This is a genomic window from Ensifer sp. LC11, assembly GCF_001695835.1.
Classification (GTDB): domain Bacteria; phylum Pseudomonadota; class Alphaproteobacteria; order Rhizobiales; family Rhizobiaceae; genus Ensifer.
On record NZ_MBSO01000009.1, the window covers coordinates 116,111 to 132,718 of the forward strand.

The 16,608-nt window shown below is 62.8% G+C and carries 17 protein-coding genes and 1 pseudogene; 12 read left to right on the top strand and 6 right to left on the bottom strand.

Annotation, left to right across the window (positions count from 1 at the left end):
* The first annotated feature begins 75 nt into the window (after positions 1-75).
* From BBX50_RS07070 to BBX50_RS07105, 8 genes are all read left to right on the top strand, one after another.
* On the top strand, positions 76-360 hold the full coding sequence (locus BBX50_RS07070) for an acyl carrier protein (protein ID WP_089044188.1): 285 nt from the start codon (positions 76-78) through the stop codon (positions 358-360).
* Between the two features lie 114 nt (positions 361-474).
* Positions 475-960, top strand: a complete 486-nt coding sequence (locus tag BBX50_RS07075; RefSeq protein ID WP_065774606.1) for a 3-hydroxyacyl-ACP dehydratase FabZ family protein — start codon at positions 475-477, stop codon at positions 958-960.
* Between the two features lies 1 nt (position 961).
* The gene (locus BBX50_RS07080; protein ID WP_065774607.1) at positions 962-2,164 is read left to right on the top strand and encodes a beta-ketoacyl-ACP synthase; all 1,203 of its coding nucleotides are present in this window, start codon (positions 962-964) and stop codon (positions 2,162-2,164) included.
* 12 nt (positions 2,165-2,176) lie between these two features.
* Positions 2,177-3,460 (top strand): beta-ketoacyl-ACP synthase, encoded by a 1,284-nt coding sequence (locus BBX50_RS07085; RefSeq protein WP_065774608.1) that lies wholly within the window; start codon positions 2,177-2,179, stop codon positions 3,458-3,460.
* Positions 3,461-3,740: 280 nt separating this feature from the next.
* Positions 3,741-4,769 (top strand): zinc-binding dehydrogenase, encoded by a 1,029-nt coding sequence (locus BBX50_RS07090; RefSeq protein ID WP_065774609.1) that lies wholly within the window; start codon positions 3,741-3,743, stop codon positions 4,767-4,769.
* Positions 4,770-4,780: 11 nt separating this feature from the next.
* The gene (locus BBX50_RS07095; RefSeq protein ID WP_065774651.1) at positions 4,781-5,710 is read left to right on the top strand and encodes a lipid A biosynthesis lauroyl acyltransferase; all 930 of its coding nucleotides are present in this window, start codon (positions 4,781-4,783) and stop codon (positions 5,708-5,710) included.
* 369 nt (positions 5,711-6,079) lie between these two features.
* Positions 6,080-6,790, top strand: coding sequence for a PAS domain-containing protein (locus tag BBX50_RS07100; RefSeq protein WP_065774610.1), 711 nt, complete (start codon positions 6,080-6,082; stop codon positions 6,788-6,790).
* Positions 6,706-7,473 (top strand): GNAT family protein, encoded by a 768-nt coding sequence (locus BBX50_RS07105; RefSeq protein WP_161490855.1) that lies wholly within the window; start codon positions 6,706-6,708, stop codon positions 7,471-7,473. The genes BBX50_RS07100 and BBX50_RS07105 overlap by 85 nt, the downstream gene beginning before the upstream one ends.
* A 104-nt stretch (positions 7,474-7,577) precedes the next feature.
* Here the strand turns inward: BBX50_RS07105 and BBX50_RS07110 are convergent, their stop codons facing one another.
* Positions 7,578-8,012 (bottom strand): hemerythrin domain-containing protein, encoded by a 435-nt coding sequence (locus tag BBX50_RS07110; protein WP_244513110.1) that lies wholly within the window; start codon positions 8,010-8,012, stop codon positions 7,578-7,580.
* A 254-nt stretch (positions 8,013-8,266) separates the two neighbouring features.
* Here BBX50_RS07110 and ccoN point away from each other — a divergent pair, with 254 nt between their 5' ends.
* The 4 genes and pseudogenes from ccoN (at position 8,267) to ccoP (ending at position 11,754) form a co-directional block, all read left to right on the top strand.
* Positions 8,267-9,895, top strand: coding sequence for a cytochrome-c oxidase, cbb3-type subunit I (ccoN, locus tag BBX50_RS07115; protein WP_065774613.1), 1,629 nt, complete (start codon positions 8,267-8,269; stop codon positions 9,893-9,895).
* A 13-nt stretch (positions 9,896-9,908) separates the two neighbouring features.
* Positions 9,909-10,640: a cytochrome-c oxidase, cbb3-type subunit II gene (gene ccoO / locus BBX50_RS07120; protein WP_065774614.1), complete on the top strand. Its 732-nt coding sequence runs from the start codon at positions 9,909-9,911 to the stop codon at positions 10,638-10,640.
* A 12-nt stretch (positions 10,641-10,652) separates the two neighbouring features.
* A pseudogene (locus tag BBX50_RS30715) lies at positions 10,653-10,802 on the top strand (cbb3-type cytochrome c oxidase subunit 3); the annotation flags it as partial.
* 88 nt (positions 10,803-10,890) lie between these two features.
* A complete protein-coding gene (gene ccoP / locus BBX50_RS07130; protein WP_065774615.1) occupies positions 10,891-11,754 on the top strand; it encodes a cytochrome-c oxidase, cbb3-type subunit III in 864 nt (287 codons plus the stop codon).
* 266 nt (positions 11,755-12,020) lie between these two features.
* On the opposite strand, the gene BBX50_RS07135 is transcribed toward ccoP, so the two are convergent.
* The 5 genes from BBX50_RS07135 to BBX50_RS07155 all read right to left on the bottom strand — a co-directional run bounded on the left by BBX50_RS07135 (position 12,021) and on the right by BBX50_RS07155 (position 16,398).
* Entirely contained in the window at positions 12,021-12,917 is an 897-nt protein-coding gene (locus tag BBX50_RS07135) for a hypothetical protein (protein ID WP_065774616.1), read from the bottom strand.
* A gap of 393 nt (positions 12,918-13,310) precedes the next feature.
* Positions 13,311-13,664, bottom strand: a complete 354-nt coding sequence (locus BBX50_RS07140) for a VOC family protein (protein ID WP_065774617.1) — start codon at positions 13,662-13,664, stop codon at positions 13,311-13,313.
* The gene (locus BBX50_RS07145; protein WP_065774618.1) at positions 13,657-14,079 is read right to left on the bottom strand and encodes an SRPBCC family protein; all 423 of its coding nucleotides are present in this window, start codon (positions 14,077-14,079) and stop codon (positions 13,657-13,659) included. Before BBX50_RS07145 ends, BBX50_RS07140 begins: the two co-directional genes overlap by 8 nt.
* Positions 14,080-14,143: 64 nt before the next feature.
* Positions 14,144-14,944 (bottom strand): helix-turn-helix domain-containing protein, encoded by an 801-nt coding sequence (locus BBX50_RS07150; protein ID WP_065774619.1) that lies wholly within the window; start codon positions 14,942-14,944, stop codon positions 14,144-14,146.
* Complete coding sequence (locus BBX50_RS07155; RefSeq protein ID WP_065774620.1) at positions 14,920-16,398, bottom strand: sodium:alanine symporter family protein; 1,479 nt, start codon at positions 16,396-16,398, stop codon at positions 14,920-14,922. Before BBX50_RS07155 ends, BBX50_RS07150 begins: the two co-directional genes overlap by 25 nt.
* Between the last annotated feature and the right edge of the window lie 210 nt (positions 16,399-16,608).

The window sequence follows — 16,608 nt, forward strand, 5'->3', positions numbered from 1 at the left end:
TTGCCATCTAGCCCATTGGCTTTTGCGGCGCATTTACCTATAGGATCGCCGAGACTCGACATAGAATAAAGAGGTATGCGCGTGACAGCTACATTCGACAAGGTTGCCGACATCATCGCGGAAACGAGCGAGATCGATCGCGAGACGATCACGCCGGAAAGCCATACGATTGACGATCTCGGCATCGACAGCCTGGACTTCCTCGACATCGTCTTTGCGATCGACAAGGAATTCGGCATCAAGATCCCGCTCGAGCAGTGGACGCAGGAAGTCAACGAAGGCAAGGTTTCGACCGAAGAGTACTTCGTTCTGAAGAACCTCTGCGCCAAGATCGACGAACTGCGGGCTGCCAAGGGCTGATCGGGCTTTCGCCCAACCTTGCCGCACCAATTCCAATGCCGCCCGTCGCGCCCCGCGCTTGACAGGCGGCATTGGCGTTTTTACTTGAGCCCGAAACGAACAGGGTGAGCCTCAATGCTCCTTGAATACTTCCAGATGATCGACCGTGTCGAAACGGTCGATCTTTCGGCTGGCCGGCTGACGGCACGGTCCGTGGTTCCGCAGAAGAGCCCGGTGTTCGAAGGCCATTTTCCAGGCTACCCGCTGGTGCCGGGCGTGCTGCTGATCGAAACCATGGCGCAGGCCTCCGGTTTCCTGGTATTGGCAGCAACCAACTTTGCCGCCATGCCTTTCCTGATGTCCGTCGACGGCGCCAAGATGCGGACTTTTGTCGAGCCCTCGGCCGAACTCGAGATTGAGGCCTTCCTCGAGCATGAAGGTTCGGGTTTTGCCGTGACCAAGGCGAAGATCACCTCGGCCGGCAAGAAGGTCTGCGACGCCCAGCTGAAACTGAGAACGATGCCGTTCGATCAGGTTCCGCTCGGCGATATCGTGCGCAAGCGCGCTGAGGAAGTGGGGCTGATGGCGGCTCTTTCGGCGACAGCCGGATCGGAGAAGTAAGATGAGCAAATCTTCAAACGACGTTGTCATTACCGGCGTCGGTATCGTCACCAGCCAGGGCGTCGGCGTCGAGCCGCATGTCGCGCTCTTGAGCGCCGGCACATCGCCGGCCGTGCGTGTCGAGACCGAGAAGTTCAGCCCGTATCCGGTGCATCCGCTGCCGGAAATCGACTGGTCGCAGCAGATCGCCAAGCGTGGCGACCAGCGCCAGATGGAAAACTGGCAGCGCCTCGGCGTTTTTGCCGCCGGCCTGGCGCTCGATGATGCCGGCCTCAAGGACAATCTCGAAGCCTGCGGCAGCATGGACATGATCGTTGCTGCCGGTGGCGGCGAGCGCGATATCAATGTCGATTCGCTGATCGTCGACGAAGCCCTGAAGCGCAACGACCGCGAACAGCTGTTGAACGAGAAGCTGACGACGGAGCTGCGCCCGACGCTGTTCCTGGCCCAGCTTTCCAACCTGCTCGCCGGCAACATCTCGATCGTGCACAAGGTCACCGGCTCGTCGCGTACCTTCATGGGCGAGGAAGCGGCCGGCATCTCGGCGATCGAAACCGCCTTCGCCCGCATCAAGGCCGGCCAGTCGAGCCACACGCTCGTCGGCGGCGCCTTTTCGGCCGAGCGTCTCGACATCATTCTCTTGATCGAAGCCATCCAGGGCCATGCGCTCGGCGATTGGCATCCGATCTGGTCGCGCAGCAAGGACAATGGCGGAGGCATGATCCTCGGCTCCGTCGGCGCCTTTCTGGTGCTGGAATCACGCGAATTTGCCGAAGCCCGCGGCGCCCGCATCTATGCCTCGATCGAGGCGATCGGCGGCGACCGCGGCGCGCGCGACGGCGGCAAGCTGGAAGCGCGCCTTGCGGACCTCGCCAAACCTGCGGCAGATCTCGACCCGGTCTCGACCGTCGTCTTCTCCGGTACATCCGGTTTCCACGATCTCGTGGCGCGCGAAAAGGCGTTCCTCGAAAAGACGTTTGCCGGTGCGCCGGTGCGTGCCTATGGCGGCCTCGTTGGCCACAGCATCGAGGCGCAGTTCCCGCTGGGCCTGGCGCTGGCGGCGCTGACGCTGGGAGAAGGCGCCAAGGTGCCTGCCTTTGACGCCGGCGCGGAACAGCCGATGACGGCGGCAGCCAAGTCCGCCGTGGTCACCACCATCGGCCATTCGCGCGGCGAAGGCGTCGCCGTGCTTTCGGCGGAATAACAGGAGCGGACCATGAGCAACGCTTACAAGGATCACCTCGGCCGCCCGATCATCGCCATTACCGGCATGGGCGTCATCACCTCGCTCGGCCAGGGTGTCGAGGACAACTGGGCAGCGCTTTCGGGCGGCGTCTCGGGCATCCACAAGATCACCCGCTTCCCGACGGAAGGCTTGAACACCCGCATCTCCGGCACGGTCGATTTCATCGACATTCCGGCCGCCAATTCCGTCGAGCGTTCCTATGCCATGGCACGCGAAACGACGCTGGAGGCCTTAGCGCAGGCCGGCATTTCCGGCGATTTCAATGGCCCCTTGTTCCTGGCCGCCCCGCCGGTCGAGCCGGAATGGAGCGCTCGTTTCGAGCTCGCAGACCGTTCGCCGCCGTCGGAGCAGCCGGGTGACGCCTATAACCGTTTCCTCGCCGCCATGCGCCAGAAGGCCGATCCGGTGTTCCATGAAGCCGTGCTGTTCGGCTCGATTTCGGAACGCCTGGCCGATCGCTTCGGCACCCGCGGCCTGCCGGTGACGCTGTCGACGGCCTGTGCATCGGGCGCAACCGCGATCCAGCTCGGCGTCGAGGCGATCCGCCAGGGCCGCACCGATCGCGCGCTGACGGTTGCGACCGACGGCTCGGTCAGCGCCGAGGCGTTGATCCGTTTCGCGCTGCTTTCGGCGCTTTCCACCCAGAACGATCCGCCGGAAAAGGCCTCCAAGCCCTTCACCAAGGACCGTGACGGCTTCGTGATTGCCGAAGGTGCGGCGACGCTGGTGCTGGAATCGCTGGAAGCGGCGGTCGCCCGCGGCGCCCGCGTCTACGGCATCCTCAAGGGTTGCGGCGAGAAGGCCGACCTGTTCCACCGCACGCGGTCTTCGCCCGACGGTGGTCCGGCGATCGCGACGATCCGGGCAGCACTTGCCGACGCCGGCATCAATGAGGACGGCATCGGCTACATCAACGCGCACGGCACTTCGACGCCCGAGAACGACAAGATGGAATATCTGTCGATGTCGGCCGTCTTCGGCGACCGCCTGCCATCGATCCCGGTCTCGTCCAACAAGTCGATGATCGGCCATACGCTGACGGCAGCCGGTGCGGTCGAAGCGGTGTTCTCGATCCAGACGATGTTGACTGGCACGCTGCCGCCGACGATCAACTACCAGAACCCCGATCCGGCGATCGTGCTCGACGTGGTGCCGAATGTGAAGCGCAGCCAGCAGGTCACTGCGGTGCTGTCGAATTCCTTCGGCTTCGGCGGCCAGAACGCCAGCCTTGTCATGACCGCCGAGCCGGCTTGAGTCGGAAAGCTCGGCGGAACGAAATACCCCCTCTGGCCTGCCGGCCATCTCCCCCACAAGGGGGGAGATCGACGCGCGGCTGGGCTGGCCGCTCCAATAGAAAGGCTCGCATTCGGAGCTTCATTGGAGGGCGAGGGGGTGCCACATCCAATCTCCCCCCTTGTGGGGGAGATGCCCGGCAGGGCAGAGGGGGGGTACAGCGCCACTCTCTGTAGAATGGCGACATGTTCGCAAGACGTGTATATGCCGCCTGTCGATCTGAATATTTAAAGGAACAACCATGCGCGCCCTGCAACTGCTCGATGACCGCAAGCTCGAAATCACCGATATTCCGGAGCCGGAAGCTCCTGGTCCGGGCGAGGTGACCCTGCGCGTCAAGGCGGTTGCGCTCAACCATATCGACGTCTGGGGCTGGCGCGGCATGGCGTTTGCCAAGCGCAAGATGCCGCTCGTCATCGGCGCGGAAGCTTCGGGCGTGGTCGACGCGATCGGTCCTGGCGTTTCGAGCGTGCTTCCGGGGCAACTGGTCTCGATCTACGGTGCGCGCACCTGCGGCCTCTGCCGCCCGTGCAAGGAAGGCCGCGACAATCTCTGCGAACATGTCGGCGGCGTGCACGGCTTCCACCTCGATGGCTTTGCGCAGGAGAAGATCAACCTGCCGGCGCGTCTTCTCGTACCGGCACCTCCGGGCGTCGACGCCGTTGCTGCAGCGCTTGCTCCGGTCACCTTCGGTACCGTCGAGCATATGCTGTTCGACAATGCCAAGCTTGAGCCCGGCGAAACCATCCTCGTCCATGCCGGCGGCTCCGGCATCGGCTCGGCGGCTATCCAGCTTGCCAAGAAGATCGGTTGCACCGTGATCACGACGGTTGGTTCTGACGACAAGATCGAAAAGGCCAAGGCGCTGGGCGCCGATCACGTCATCAACTACCGCACCGACCGCTTCGAAGGCGTGGTGCGCAAGCTGACGAAGAAGAAGGGCGTCGACGTCGTGTTCGAACACGTCGGCAAGGACACCTGGGCAGGCTCCATGCTCTGCATGAAGCGCGGCGGGCGTCTCGTGACCTGCGGTTCGACCTCGGGTGTTTCGACCGACATGAACCTGATGATGCTGTTCCAGCAGCAATTGAAGCTGCTCGGCTCCTTCGGCTGCCGCATGGAGAACATGGCCAACGCCATGCAGAAGATGGCCCGCGGCCTGGTGCACCCGGTCATCGATACCGAAATCGGGCTCAAAGAGATCGACGTGGCGCTGGAGCGCATGGAATCGCGCCAGATCTTCGGCAAGATCATCCTGAAGATGGATTGATCGACGTGCGCATGCTGATCACACGGCTGGTGCTGGCGGCGGATCGTTTCCGCCAGTGGCTGATCGCGCAGTTCGTCTTCCTGCTTTTGACGATCCTGAAGATGTTTCCCGCCGATGGCGCGATCCGGTTCATGGATCGCGCGGCGCGCTTCATCGGCCCGAAGACCAGCCGGCACACGCTGACGCTCACCAATCTGCGCAATGCCTTTCCGGAAAAGAGCGAGGCGGAGATCGAGGAGATCGCGCTCGAAAGCTGGGGCAACATGGGCCGCATGGCGGCCGAGTACGTGTTTCTCGACCGTCTCTTCGACTTCGACCCCGAGCGCACGACGCCCGGCCGTGTCGAGGTTTCCGGCATCCCGTTGTTTCTGGAGCTCCGGGACAATCCGCGCCCGTTCATCGTCTTTACGGCCCATAGCGGCAATTTCGAGATGCTGCCGGTTGCCGGCTCCGCCTTCGGCCTTGATGTCACCGTGCTGTTCCGACCGCCGAACAATCCGTACGTGGCCGAAAAGGTGTTCAAGTTCCGCGAGGAGCGCATGGGCAACCTGGTGCCGTCCCACGCCGGCTCGTCCTTCGCGCTCGCCCGTCAGCTTGAACGTGGCCTCGGTGTCGGCGTGCTGGTCGACCAGAAATTCCGCAAGGGGCTGAAGACCAAGTTCTTCGGCCAGGACGTGCAGACCAACCCATTGCTGGCCAAGCTCGTCCGCCAGTTCAACTGCGAGGTCTACCCCGCCCGCTGCATCCGTCTTCCGGGCGGTCGTTTCCGGCTGGAGCTGGAACCGGCGATTGCCATTCCGCGCAAGGCAGACGGCAATGTCGACGTCACCGCCACGGCGCAGGTGCTGAACGACAAGGTGGAAAGCTGGGTCCGGGAATATCCCGGCCAGTGGCTCTGGTATCACGACCGCTGGCACATCAAGCGGCACCTGAAGGACTGATTCTCTTCCACGCGCCGTCCGCTCCGGCTTGCGCTTTCCGCAATTGCAGTTTGAGGTTCTCGCAAGCCCGGCGCCGATGTGCCGGGCGCGATTTTATCGTGCGCATGGCGAATGCCGTGGCCGGATTCTCCCTGAAAACGTTTCCGGACGGCGAGTTTCTCTTTCTGTTGTTGAACGCTATCGCAATGAGTGTAAACTCTTCGTTGTCTCGCGGGGAGTGAACTGCAAGCGCTTTGGGTGGCTGATGCGGTGTGGTTTTACGCGGAAGCAGTGGGGGAAACAGCAAGAACCAGATCAGTGTCTGCCGTCATCAACGCCTGTCTTGTAAGTGCATCGAAGCGGCTTTGCCGTGGGGAATGGGGTTTCGAATTGAACGCACTGATTGAGCTGTTCTGGTTCAAATATTCACAGTTGCAGTATGCCGTACGCATGGCAGACGAGCACCTGATCGGGATTCTGGATCGCGAGTTGGATCCGATCCTGAGATCCGTCTACGACGAGAAGGCGGTGAGTGTCGAAGACGCCCGACTTCAGTTCCAATTCCTGATCGACATCCTGCGGGTCGAGGCCGACGACATCTCCTGCGTGCTCAGGCACTCGCAGCTGCTGCAATCGCTGATCAACCGTTACTTCGCCGCCACTGGCGCAGAGACGTTCGCCGATCTCCAGCTTGAACGCCTGCCAGCGCAGCCGAACAAGGGCAGGGCGGACGAGGGGCTGCTCAACGAGGCCATCCTCGACAGCTTCCCGGACCGGATCGCCGTCATCACCCCCGACTATCGCTATCTTTATACCAACCCGCGCAACGCCAACCATCTGGCAAGCCGCCCGATGGATCTGATCGGCCGGCATATCGTCGAGTTTATCGGCATCCAGCGCTTCGAGCTCAGGGTAAAATCCTATCTTGATCGCTGCTTTGCTGGCGACGTGGTCGACTACACCTTCGCCAAGACCGTCGACGGGCGTACGGTCGTCGTCCGTTGTCGGCTGACGCCGTGCATGTCGAGCACCGGCAAACTGATCGGTGCGATCCTGGTGATCCAGGAACATGCCGACCGCAGGCGGGCGATCGCGGCCTGAGCGGTCGCGTTCAGCGCGCCGCAGTCCATCCACATTTCGGAAAGTCGCGGGTCGGGCGCATTGTGACGATTCGGTCGATTTGGCGCGAAGGGGGCCGCAACGTCGTGGAAATCAGGATCGAAACGCCACGCCTTATCCTGCGGCCGTGGGGCGAGGAGGATATCGCGCAACTCACGCTCGGCTTGAACGATCTGGACGTCGCAAAGTGGCTTGCGTTCGTTCCGCACCCCTATTCGACGTCGGACGCCGAAAGCTGGATCAGGAGATGCCAGGAGATTGCCAACGCAGGCAATCGGCCGATCGCGTACGAATTTGCGATCGAGCTTAAGTCTGAACGACTGGTGATTGGCGGGGTCAGTCTCAATAAGATCGACTGGAGTGGCGGAACGGCTGGTGGCGGGATCTGGATCGCCAGCCCCTACCAGGGACGCGGTTATGGCCGCGAGGCATTCGAGGCGAAGATCCGCTTTGCGTTTTCCGATCTGGGCCTGACACGGCTGGTCAACGGTTACCTTGACGGCAACGAAAACTCCTGGGCGATGCAGAGCAAACTGGGCTACCGGCGCGTCTCTGAAGTTGCCAGCCGGCGTATGGCCGATGGCAGGCAGACGATCGAACATGTCACGATGTTGCTGCGCAGCGATTGGCAGGAGTACGGAAAGCAAACGCCGAGCCGGCCGTGATCCAGCGGGCAATCGCACGGCGTGTCGGGATCGTTTGATCGCGACGATTGCGGTTGGAGGCAGGAGCGGCCGAGGCAACCCGGCCGTCGCCACGCAAGTGCAGCTTATCCGGCCGGTGATGTCATGCTGCGCAGGCATTCCTGCTCGAAGCCAACATGCCGGCGCAGGCTGGTGAAGAAGCCGCGCAGCATGTAGCCGGCGGTCTCGGCATTGACGGTCTCGTCGGCAGCGCCGAGCCGTTCCAGCATCTCCGTCAGTTCCTCGGCGAAGCACTCGTCCTCGCAGTGCTCGTATTTCAGTCGCTCCAGCGTAGCGCTGATCGTCGGATCGCTTGGGAAGGTCCGTTCGACCCAGGGGAAAACCAGGGTCTCCTCGCCGGAATGCATCTCGCGGATCATCGGCCCGAGCACCTTGGCGGCGTAGAGGCATTTCTGCCGGTCGATTTCGGCGGGCAGGCTGTCGGCGATTTCCTCAAGACAGCTGCAAAGCGCGAGCTGCTCTTCGTGGGCACGGGCGAGCCAGGCGAAGGGTTCGGCCATCGGCACGGGCCGGGCAGGTGGCTCCGGCCGGCTTCGGATACGTCCTTCCTCATATGTGTTTTTCATCGACTTCAAACACCCGCTCCCACGGTGCTCCCTATTGTTTGCCGAGGATGACCCATTCGAGGTGGGGCAGCCTTGATCTGAATCAAGGCCGGGCCGCCCAGATTCTGACAGTTTCCGGCAAGCTGCGGCGAGGCCCCTGTTCTAGGGCGCGTTCCCGCGTGCGTTCGGACCAAGTTGGGGACCCAACCATGAAATACACTTTCGAGATGATCCTGCTCGGGGTCGGGGCATTTCTGGCGCTTGTCGGCGCCGGGTTTGCCCAGGACCGGCACTTTGAGGCCCATATGTGGGTGCTGTTCTTCGTGCTTCTTGCCGGCACCATCATGCTGATGCGACGCATCGAGTTCCGCCCGGCTTCCGCGGGCAGGGCGCCGCCACCACCGCCGCAGTCGGAATATTTCGACGAGGTGGTCAAATACGGCGTCATCGCCACCGTCTTCTGGGGCGTCGTCGGCTTTCTCGTGGGCGTCGTGGTTGCGCTTCAGCTTGCCTTTCCCGACCTCAACATCGAACCCTGGTTCAACTTCGGCCGCATGCGGCCGCTGCACACGTCGGCGGTCATCTTCGCCTTCGGCGGCAACGCGCTGATCGCGACGTCGTTCTACATCGTCCAGCGCACCAGCCGCGCCCGTCTCTTCGGCGGCGATCTCGGCTGGTTCGTGTTCTGGGGCTACCAGCTGTTCATCGTCATGGCGGCCACCGGCTACCTGCTCGGCATCACCCAGTCGAAGGAATACGCGGAGCCGGAATGGTATGTCGACCTGTGGCTGACGATCGTCTGGGTCGCCTATCTCGCCGTCTTCCTCGGCACGCTTTTGACCCGCAAGGAGCCGCATATCTATGTGGCCAACTGGTTTTATCTCGCCTTCATCGTCACGATCGCGATGCTGCACATCGTCAACAACCTGGCGGTACCGGTCTCCTTCCTCGGTTCCAAGAGCTACTCGGCCTTTGCCGGCGTGCAGGATGCGCTCACGCAATGGTGGTACGGGCATAACGCCGTCGGCTTCTTCCTGACGGCCGGCTTCCTCGGCATGATGTATTACTTCATCCCGAAGCAGGCGAACCGCCCCGTCTATTCCTACCGCCTGTCGATCATCCACTTCTGGTCGCTGATCTTCATGTACATCTGGGCGGGTCCGCACCACCTGCACTATACGGCGCTGCCCGACTGGGCGCAGACGCTCGGCATGGTGTTCTCCATCATGCTGTGGATGCCCTCCTGGGGCGGCATGATCAACGGCCTGATGACGCTGTCTGGCGCCTGGGACAAGATCCGCACCGACCCGATCATCCGCATGATGGTAATGGCCGTCGCCTTCTACGGCATGGCGACCTTCGAAGGTCCGATGATGTCGATCAAGACCGTCAACTCGCTCAGCCACTACACCGACTGGACCATCGGCCACGTGCATTCCGGCGCGCTCGGCTGGAACGGCCTCATCACCTTCGGCGCGATCTACTACCTCGTTCCGAAGCTGTGGAACCGCGAGCGCCTCTACAGCGTGCGCATGGTCAACTGGCACTTCTGGCTCGCCACGCTCGGCATCGTCGTCTATGCGGCGGTCATGTGGGTTGCCGGCATCCAGCAGGGCCTGATGTGGCGCGAATACGACGATCAGGGCTTCCTCGTCTATTCCTTCGCGGAGTCGGTCGCGGCCATGCTGCCCTACTACGTGCTGCGTGCCCTTGGCGGCGCACTCTTCCTCGCCGGCGCTCTGCTCATGGCCTTCAACGTAACAATGACCATCCTCGGCCGCGTGCGCGACGAAGCTCCGATCTTCGGAGCGACGCCCGTGCTCAAGGCTGCGGAATAGGAGGGCATAGTCAATGTCCATTCTCGACAAACACGCCACACTCGAACGCAACGCGACGCTGCTGCTGGTCGGCTCGCTGCTCGTCGTTTCCGTCGGCGGCATCGTGGAAATCGCGCCGCTCTTCTATCTCGAAAACACCATCGAGAAGGTCGAGGGCATGCGGCCTTACTCGCCGCTGGAGCTTGCCGGCCGCGACGTCTATGTGCGTGAAGGCTGCTACGTCTGTCACAGCCAGATGATCCGCCCGTTCCGCGACGAAGTGGAGCGCTACGGTCACTACTCGCTGGCGGCGGAATCCATGTACGACCATCCGTTCCAGTGGGGCTCGAAACGCACCGGGCCGGATCTTGCCCGCGTCGGCGATCGCTACTCCAACGAGTGGCACGTGCAGCACATGATCGAGCCGCGCTCGGTGGTGCCGGAATCGGTGATGCCGAGCTACGCCTTCCTCAAGGAGACGTCGCTCGACGTGAACAACATCGCCGCGAACCTCAAAGCCAACAAGGCGGTCGGCGTTCCCTATACGGACGAAATGATCGACAACGCGCTTGCCGACATCAAGGCGCAGGCCGATCCGAACGCCGATACTTCGGGTGTCGAGGCCCGCTATCCGAAGGCCAAGCTCGGCGACTTCGACGGCAACCCGCAGAGGCTGACGGAGATGGACGCGCTCGTCGCCTATCTGCAGATGCTCGGCACGCTGGTCGACTTCTCCACCTACGACGACACCACGGGCTATCGCTAAGGAGACAAGCACATGGAAACCTACACGGCCATGCGCCAGTTCGCCGATAGCTGGGCGCTTCTTGCCATGACGCTCTTCTTCCTGGGCGTCGTCGCCTTCATCTTCCGGCCCGGCGCCAAGAAGGCCGCCGACGAGGCCGCAGCCATCCCCTTCAATCACGACGTGATTGAGATTCAGAATTCAGAGCGGCATGTGGGCGGAAAACCGCTGCGCACTTTTCCTCATGCCGCTCGTAAGGAGGATTAATAGAATGGCGGACAAACACGTCGACGAAATCAGCGGCGTCGAGACCACCGGCCACGAATGGGACGGTATCCGTGAACTCAACAACCCGATGCCGCGCTGGTGGGTCTATACCTTCTACGCGACCATCGTCTGGGCGGTCGGCTACATGATCGTCTATCCGGCGGTGCCGCTCCTGACGGATGCCACCAAGGGCGTGCTCGGCTATTCGAGCCGCGCCGAAGTGAGCGCCGAGCTTGCCAGCGCCAAGGCGGCTCAGGCCGGCAATCTCGAAAAGATCGCATCGAGTTCGCTGGAACAGATCATGGCTGATCCGCAGCTGCAGCACTTCGCAGTTTCGGGCGGTGCCTCGGCCTTCAAGGTCAACTGTGCCCAGTGCCATGGCTCGGGGGCTGCGGGTTCCGCCGGCTTCCCGAACTTGAACGACGACGACTGGCTCTGGGGCGGCAAGCCCGAGGAGATCTACCAGACGATCGCCCACGGCATCCGCTACAACGGCGACGACGACACCCGCATCTCGGAGATGCCGTCCTTTGCGGAGATCCTCAAGCCCGAGGAGATCAAGCAGACGGCCGCCTATGTCGTCAGCCTCACCGGCACGGCGTCGGACGCATCGCTGGTTGAACCGGGCAAGGCGCTGTTTGAAGCAAACTGTGCCTCGTGCCATGGGGCTGACGCCAAGGGTAACCGCGAGTTCGGCGCGCCCAATCTTGCCGATGCGCTGTGGCTGAACGGTGATAGCGAACAGGCGATCATCGCCCAGATGAAGGCACCCAAGCACGGCGTCATGCCCGCATGGCTGCCGCGCCTCGGCGACACCACGGTCAAGCAGCTCGCCGTCTTCGTGCATTCGCTGGGCGGGGGCGAGTAGGGCCAGAGGGGTTTGCGGACCTGCCCCTCATCCGCGCGGTGAGGGAACTGCCCCTCATCCGCCTGCCGGCACCTTCTCCCCGCTTGCGGGGAGAAGGGCTCTTGTGGCACCGCCTGCGATCTCCTCTGAGGTTGATACTTGGCAAGACGGTGCGCCCAGCGCCTCTCTCCCCCCCTGCGGGGAGAGATGTCCGGCAGGACAGTGAGGGGTGCCGGGTGCGATGATTGCAGATTGACGAGCGGCCGCGTCGCAAGACGCGGCCTTTCTCATTCCAGCGCCGCAGCGATCGTCGCGCCGACCACGACGCTTGAAAGCGCCGTGCCGAGAAGCAGCGAGGTGTTGACCGGCTTCTTCACGACGGTGCCGAAGTTGAAGAGGTTCATCGGCAGCAGGTGAAAACCACCGCCTTCCGGGCGGCTTGGCGGCGCCTCCATGAAGCATTCGTCGTCGAACCAGATCCAGTCGTCGCGCCAGGTCCAGCAGCCGTGCTGGCGATAGATGTTCGCCACCTGCTCGGCAAAGCCCTTGTCGGCGGGCAGACGGACATAGTCGGTCGGCTTGCGGCTGAAATACTGCATGGCGAGCGGCATCGAGCGCTCGGTGCAATAATTGGACATCCAGAGCTTGAAGCCGATCTCGTCGCGCAGCCGGTCGAGCACGCGGAAGACCTGCACGTGGTCCTCATGGCCGTATTCACCCCAGGGATTGTGGGTGAAGACATTCATGTCAGGCTTCAGCAGCGGCAGAAGCGTCCGATAGAGCGTTTCGTAATTGTCGCGATAGGCCTGGGCGATCGGCCGGGTCGAATGGCGGAAGTTGCCGGGCATGATTTGCGACAGCGATTTCTTGACGATGCGCTTGGCCTCGCGGCGCGCGCCCTCAGTGCCGAACTCCATGCCGAAGGGGCCAGTCGTCGGGTTGGTCCAATCGGCACAGTCGAAGGAGCCGGTTTCCTCCATTTCCAGAAAACGCACGTTGCCGCGCGGATAGGCCTTGATCGCCGCGGCGCGCGCGTCGCCCATCTGTGGCTGCGACCAGATGTCGCGATAGAGGATGATGACCTCGTCGACCTTGCTCAAGATCGAAGTGAACCACAGCAGTTCGTCGTCCGGATGGGCGCCGATGATGACGGATTTCTTCAGGAAATCGTGAGTGTCGGCCATGCCTTCGCGCCCTTGCGTTCTTCGCGCGCAATTTTGGCGTGTAGAGATTAAGCCGGCGTAAAGCGGGAGGGCCCGCCCACAAATTGGGGAGGAGGTGCAAGACTATTTCGTTTCTGGCGGACCTGCGATCGGGTGGTCAACCGATCGAAAACGGCGCCACCAAGTTCTCCCTCATTTCTGTGCTGTCACAGAAATCCAGCCGCGTCGCGTCGGCGGCGCGAAAAGACCCCCTGAATGACGAGTACCGGCATTTTGAGTCTCGTGCCGTGCGGACGCACGGCTGCTGGATCTCTGTGACAAGCACAGAGATGAGGGTCGGAGGGGTAGCGCCCATTCGCCCGGTGCTTGTCTGAGAGAACGATCGTACCCCTCTCGTTCCCGAGCCTTCTTTGCCTATTGTGCCGACCACACCGCCAGCTCGTACCCATCCGGGTCGGCGAAGTGGAAGCGCCGGCCGCCGGGGAAGGTGAAGATCGGCTTGACGATCTTGCCGCCGGCCTTTTCGACGCCGGCCAGTGCCTCTTCAAGCTTGTCGGCGTAGATGATGATCAGCGGGCCGCCGCTTCTGACCGGGCCGGTGGTGGTAAAGCCGCCGGTCAGGCGACCGTCCTGGAACTCGCAATATTCCGGGCCGTAGTCGGTGAATGTCCAGCCGAAGGCACTGCCGTAGAAGGCCTTGCTTGCAGCGATGTCGGAGACGTTGAATTCCACATAGTCGATGCGGCTGTCATTACCCTTGTTACCCATGATCTTCCCTGTCTTTTCCGGATTCCATAATCGATTTCAGGGTGGCGAGATCCTTCTCCACCCAACGGGCATCGCCGGCAAACTGTTCCGCAGTCATGCCCGGCTGCCGCAGCAGCGTGAACATTACCTCGGCGCCGTCACCATTCGGCACGACCCGCAGCGCGTTGTGAACTTCGGTGCCATCTTCGAGCGTCACCAGATGATCGACGACGCCGAAGGCATTGTCCGGGGCAAAGCGCACACGGGCGTTGCCAAGCGGCCCCGGCGCCAGCCAGTCGTCACCGTCGCGCGTCAAGCCCGACGACAGGCCGGACGCCCAGCGCGGCATGTTCTCCGGCTCCGCCATGAAGGCGTAGACCGCGCGCCAGTCGCGGGCGATGGTGGTGTGAACGATCTTTGCTTCAAGTGTTGCCATGCTTGGTTCTCCTGAATGGGGAAATAGCACGGGCGAGCAGTCCGGTCTTGAACGAAACGGCCAGTCAGGCGGCTAGCCGGTCCTTGCCAAGCTGGCGGCGGATTTCGGCCGGCGAGAGCGAGGTCAATTCCTTTGCCTCACGCGAAAGATGCGCCTGATCGGCATAGCCGGCATCGAGAGCGAGAAAACCGAGGTTCTCGGACGCCTCGGTGCGGCAAGCTGCAAGGAAGCGCTGCAGGCGCAGGATGCGGTCGAGCGTTTTGGCGCCATAGCCGAAGTGCTCGTGGCACCGGCGGCGCAGCGTCCGCTCGCTGGTTCCGGTGGTTGCCGCCAGCGATCGGATCGGATTGTCCGCGGATGGTCGGTGCTGCCCGAGATGGGCGAGGCAGGCGGCGACATCGGTCGGCGGCGGTGAAACGGCAGCCAGGCGGTGCAGCACGGTTTCCGCCAGGATCTCGGCGCGGCGGGTCGTGCCTGTGGCCTCGTGCAACTTTGCATCGAGCTCACGCGCGGCCTTGCCCCAGAAGGCGTCGAGCGGGACGACGTTGCCGGTGATCTCGGAAAGGCGTGTGCGCAGGAAGGAGGCGGCCACGCCTGGTCGGAAGCGCAGGCCCGAAACCGTCGTGCCGGGCGCAATCACGGGGAAGGCGGCGGTCCGGTCGGGGCCCACGACCACGAGGCTGTGATCGGACCAGAGAATATCGACGCAGCCGTCGGGCACCACCGCAATGCGTGCGGTCGGTCCCTCCGGCATTTGGTGGCTCCAGAGGCATTCGATATGCCGTGAGAGCGCTGGTGGCGCGGCACGCTCGTGGTAGATGCCGCGCTGTTTCGCAAGTGTCAGCGGCCCGCCGGAGCCGTCCATGCTTTGTCCTCCGCACTCCTGTTCATGCCGAGTGCCTCTTCGCGCGACCAGATCTCACCGTCGATCTGGCCCTGCAGCTCCGGATAATCGGCGGCGTGGAACACCGGCTCGAGACCCTGCCGGCGCTGGGCGAAATAGTCCTTCGTCAGCTTCACGATGGTACCGGAGAGAAGCAGGATGGCAATGAGGTTGATCGTCGCCATCAGGCCCATGGAGGCGTCGGCCGCGTCAAAAACGGTGGTGATGCTCTCGGATGCGCCCCAGACCACCATGACGAGCACGGCGCAGCGCATGATCATGACGCCTAGACGGTTGGCGCCGCCGAGATAGGTGAGCGCGTTCTCGGCATAGGAATAGTTGCCGATGATCGAAGTGAAGGCGAAGAAGAAGATCGCAATGGCGATGAAGTAGCTGCCGGCCCAGCCGATATGCACGTTCATCGCCGCTTGGGTCAGCTGGGTGCCTGTCACGCCGGAGCCTGGCTCCAAGGTACCCGAAAGGAGAATCATCACCGAAGTCGCGGTGCAGATCAGAATGGTATCGATGAAGACGCCGAGCGACTGCACGAAGCCTTGCGATGCCGGGTGGTGCGGTACGGGGGTGGCCACGGCGGCGATGTTCGGAGCCGAGCCCATGCCCGCTTCGTTGGAGAAGAGGCCGCGCTTGACGCCATTCATCATCGCCGCAGCGACGCCGCCAGCGACACCGCCTGCGGCTTCCTGCAGGCCAAAGGCGCTGGAGATGATGGTCCAGAGCGCGCTCGGCACGATCGCCGCATTGGCAACCAGCACATAGATCGCCGTCAGGAGATAGGCGATCGCCATGAAGGGAACGACGATTTCGGCGACGCGGGCGATCTGACGAATGCCGCCGAAGATGACGATGCCGGAGATCGCCGCGACCGCAAGGCCGACGACGACCTTGGGAACGCCAAAGGCGCCCTGAACCGCGTCGGCGATGGAATTGGCCTGTACCGCGTTGAAGACGAGGCCGAAGGAAAGGATGAGGCAGACGGAGAAGATCGTCGCCGCCCAGGGCGCGTTGAGGCCGCGGGCGATGTAGAAGGCCGGGCCGCCGCGGTACTGGCCGTCCTCGTTGCGGACCTTGTAGAGCTGCGCCAGCGCGCTTTCCGCGTAGGCCGTCGCCATGCCGACGAGCGCAACCATCCACATCCAGAAGGTGGCGCCCGGCCCGCCGAGATAGAGGGCGACGGCAACGCCGGCGAGGTTGCCGGTGCCGACGCGGGACGCAAGGCTGACGGTCAGCGCCTGGAAGGGGCTGATGCCGGCCGCATCCTTGGAGCTGCCGCTGCTCAACACCCGGAACATCTCGCCAAAATGCACGATCTGCGGAAAGCCGAGACGCAGGGTGAAATAGATGCCGACCGCGAGCAGGCCGTAAATCAGCACGTAGCCCCAAAAGATCGTGTTCAGAAAGCCGATGACGGTGTCCATGCGGTTCCTCATTGGTATTTGCTGGATGTGGTGATGTCGCGATCCGCGATGGCGGATCGGATGCGAAAGCCCGGGCATTTCAAACGAAAGCCTGGGCATGTCGTGCGGAGGCCTGGGCATTTCCTATGAAAGCCTGGGCGTTTCGCCGCATGCAGGGGCTTTAGCCCGCAAACTTGACACAGATCAACGTTTTCCGGCGCCAGATCGGGC

Excerpts from the sequence above, each read along its gene's own strand:
- BBX50_RS07090 (WP_065774609.1), top strand. The coding sequence starts at position 3,741 with ATGCGCGCCCTGCAACTGCTCGATGACCGCAAGCTCGAAATCACCGAT.
- BBX50_RS07070 (WP_089044188.1), top strand. The coding sequence starts at position 76 with ATGCGCGTGACAGCTACATTCGACAAGGTTGCCGACATCATCGCGGAA.
- BBX50_RS07095 (WP_065774651.1), top strand. The coding sequence starts at position 4,781 with ATGCTGATCACACGGCTGGTGCTGGCGGCGGATCGTTTCCGCCAGTGG.
- BBX50_RS07150 (WP_065774619.1), bottom strand. The coding sequence starts at position 14,944 with ATGGACGGCTCCGGCGGGCCGCTGACACTTGCGAAACAGCGCGGCATC.
- ccoO (WP_065774614.1), top strand. The coding sequence starts at position 9,909 with ATGTCCATTCTCGACAAACACGCCACACTCGAACGCAACGCGACGCTG.
- ccoN (WP_065774613.1), top strand. The coding sequence starts at position 8,267 with ATGAAATACACTTTCGAGATGATCCTGCTCGGGGTCGGGGCATTTCTG.
- BBX50_RS07135 (WP_065774616.1), bottom strand. The coding sequence starts at position 12,917 with ATGGCCGACACTCACGATTTCCTGAAGAAATCCGTCATCATCGGCGCC.
- BBX50_RS07110 (WP_244513110.1), bottom strand. The coding sequence starts at position 8,012 with ATGGCCGAACCCTTCGCCTGGCTCGCCCGTGCCCACGAAGAGCAGCTC.
- ccoP (WP_065774615.1), top strand. The coding sequence starts at position 10,891 with ATGGCGGACAAACACGTCGACGAAATCAGCGGCGTCGAGACCACCGGC.
- BBX50_RS07140 (WP_065774617.1), bottom strand. The coding sequence starts at position 13,664 with ATGGGTAACAAGGGTAATGACAGCCGCATCGACTATGTGGAATTCAAC.
- BBX50_RS07085 (WP_065774608.1), top strand. The coding sequence starts at position 2,177 with ATGAGCAACGCTTACAAGGATCACCTCGGCCGCCCGATCATCGCCATT.
- BBX50_RS07080 (WP_065774607.1), top strand. The coding sequence starts at position 962 with ATGAGCAAATCTTCAAACGACGTTGTCATTACCGGCGTCGGTATCGTC.
- BBX50_RS07155 (WP_065774620.1), bottom strand. The coding sequence starts at position 16,398 with ATGGACACCGTCATCGGCTTTCTGAACACGATCTTTTGGGGCTACGTG.
- BBX50_RS07145 (WP_065774618.1), bottom strand. The coding sequence starts at position 14,079 with ATGGCAACACTTGAAGCAAAGATCGTTCACACCACCATCGCCCGCGAC.
- BBX50_RS07075 (WP_065774606.1), top strand. The coding sequence starts at position 475 with ATGCTCCTTGAATACTTCCAGATGATCGACCGTGTCGAAACGGTCGAT.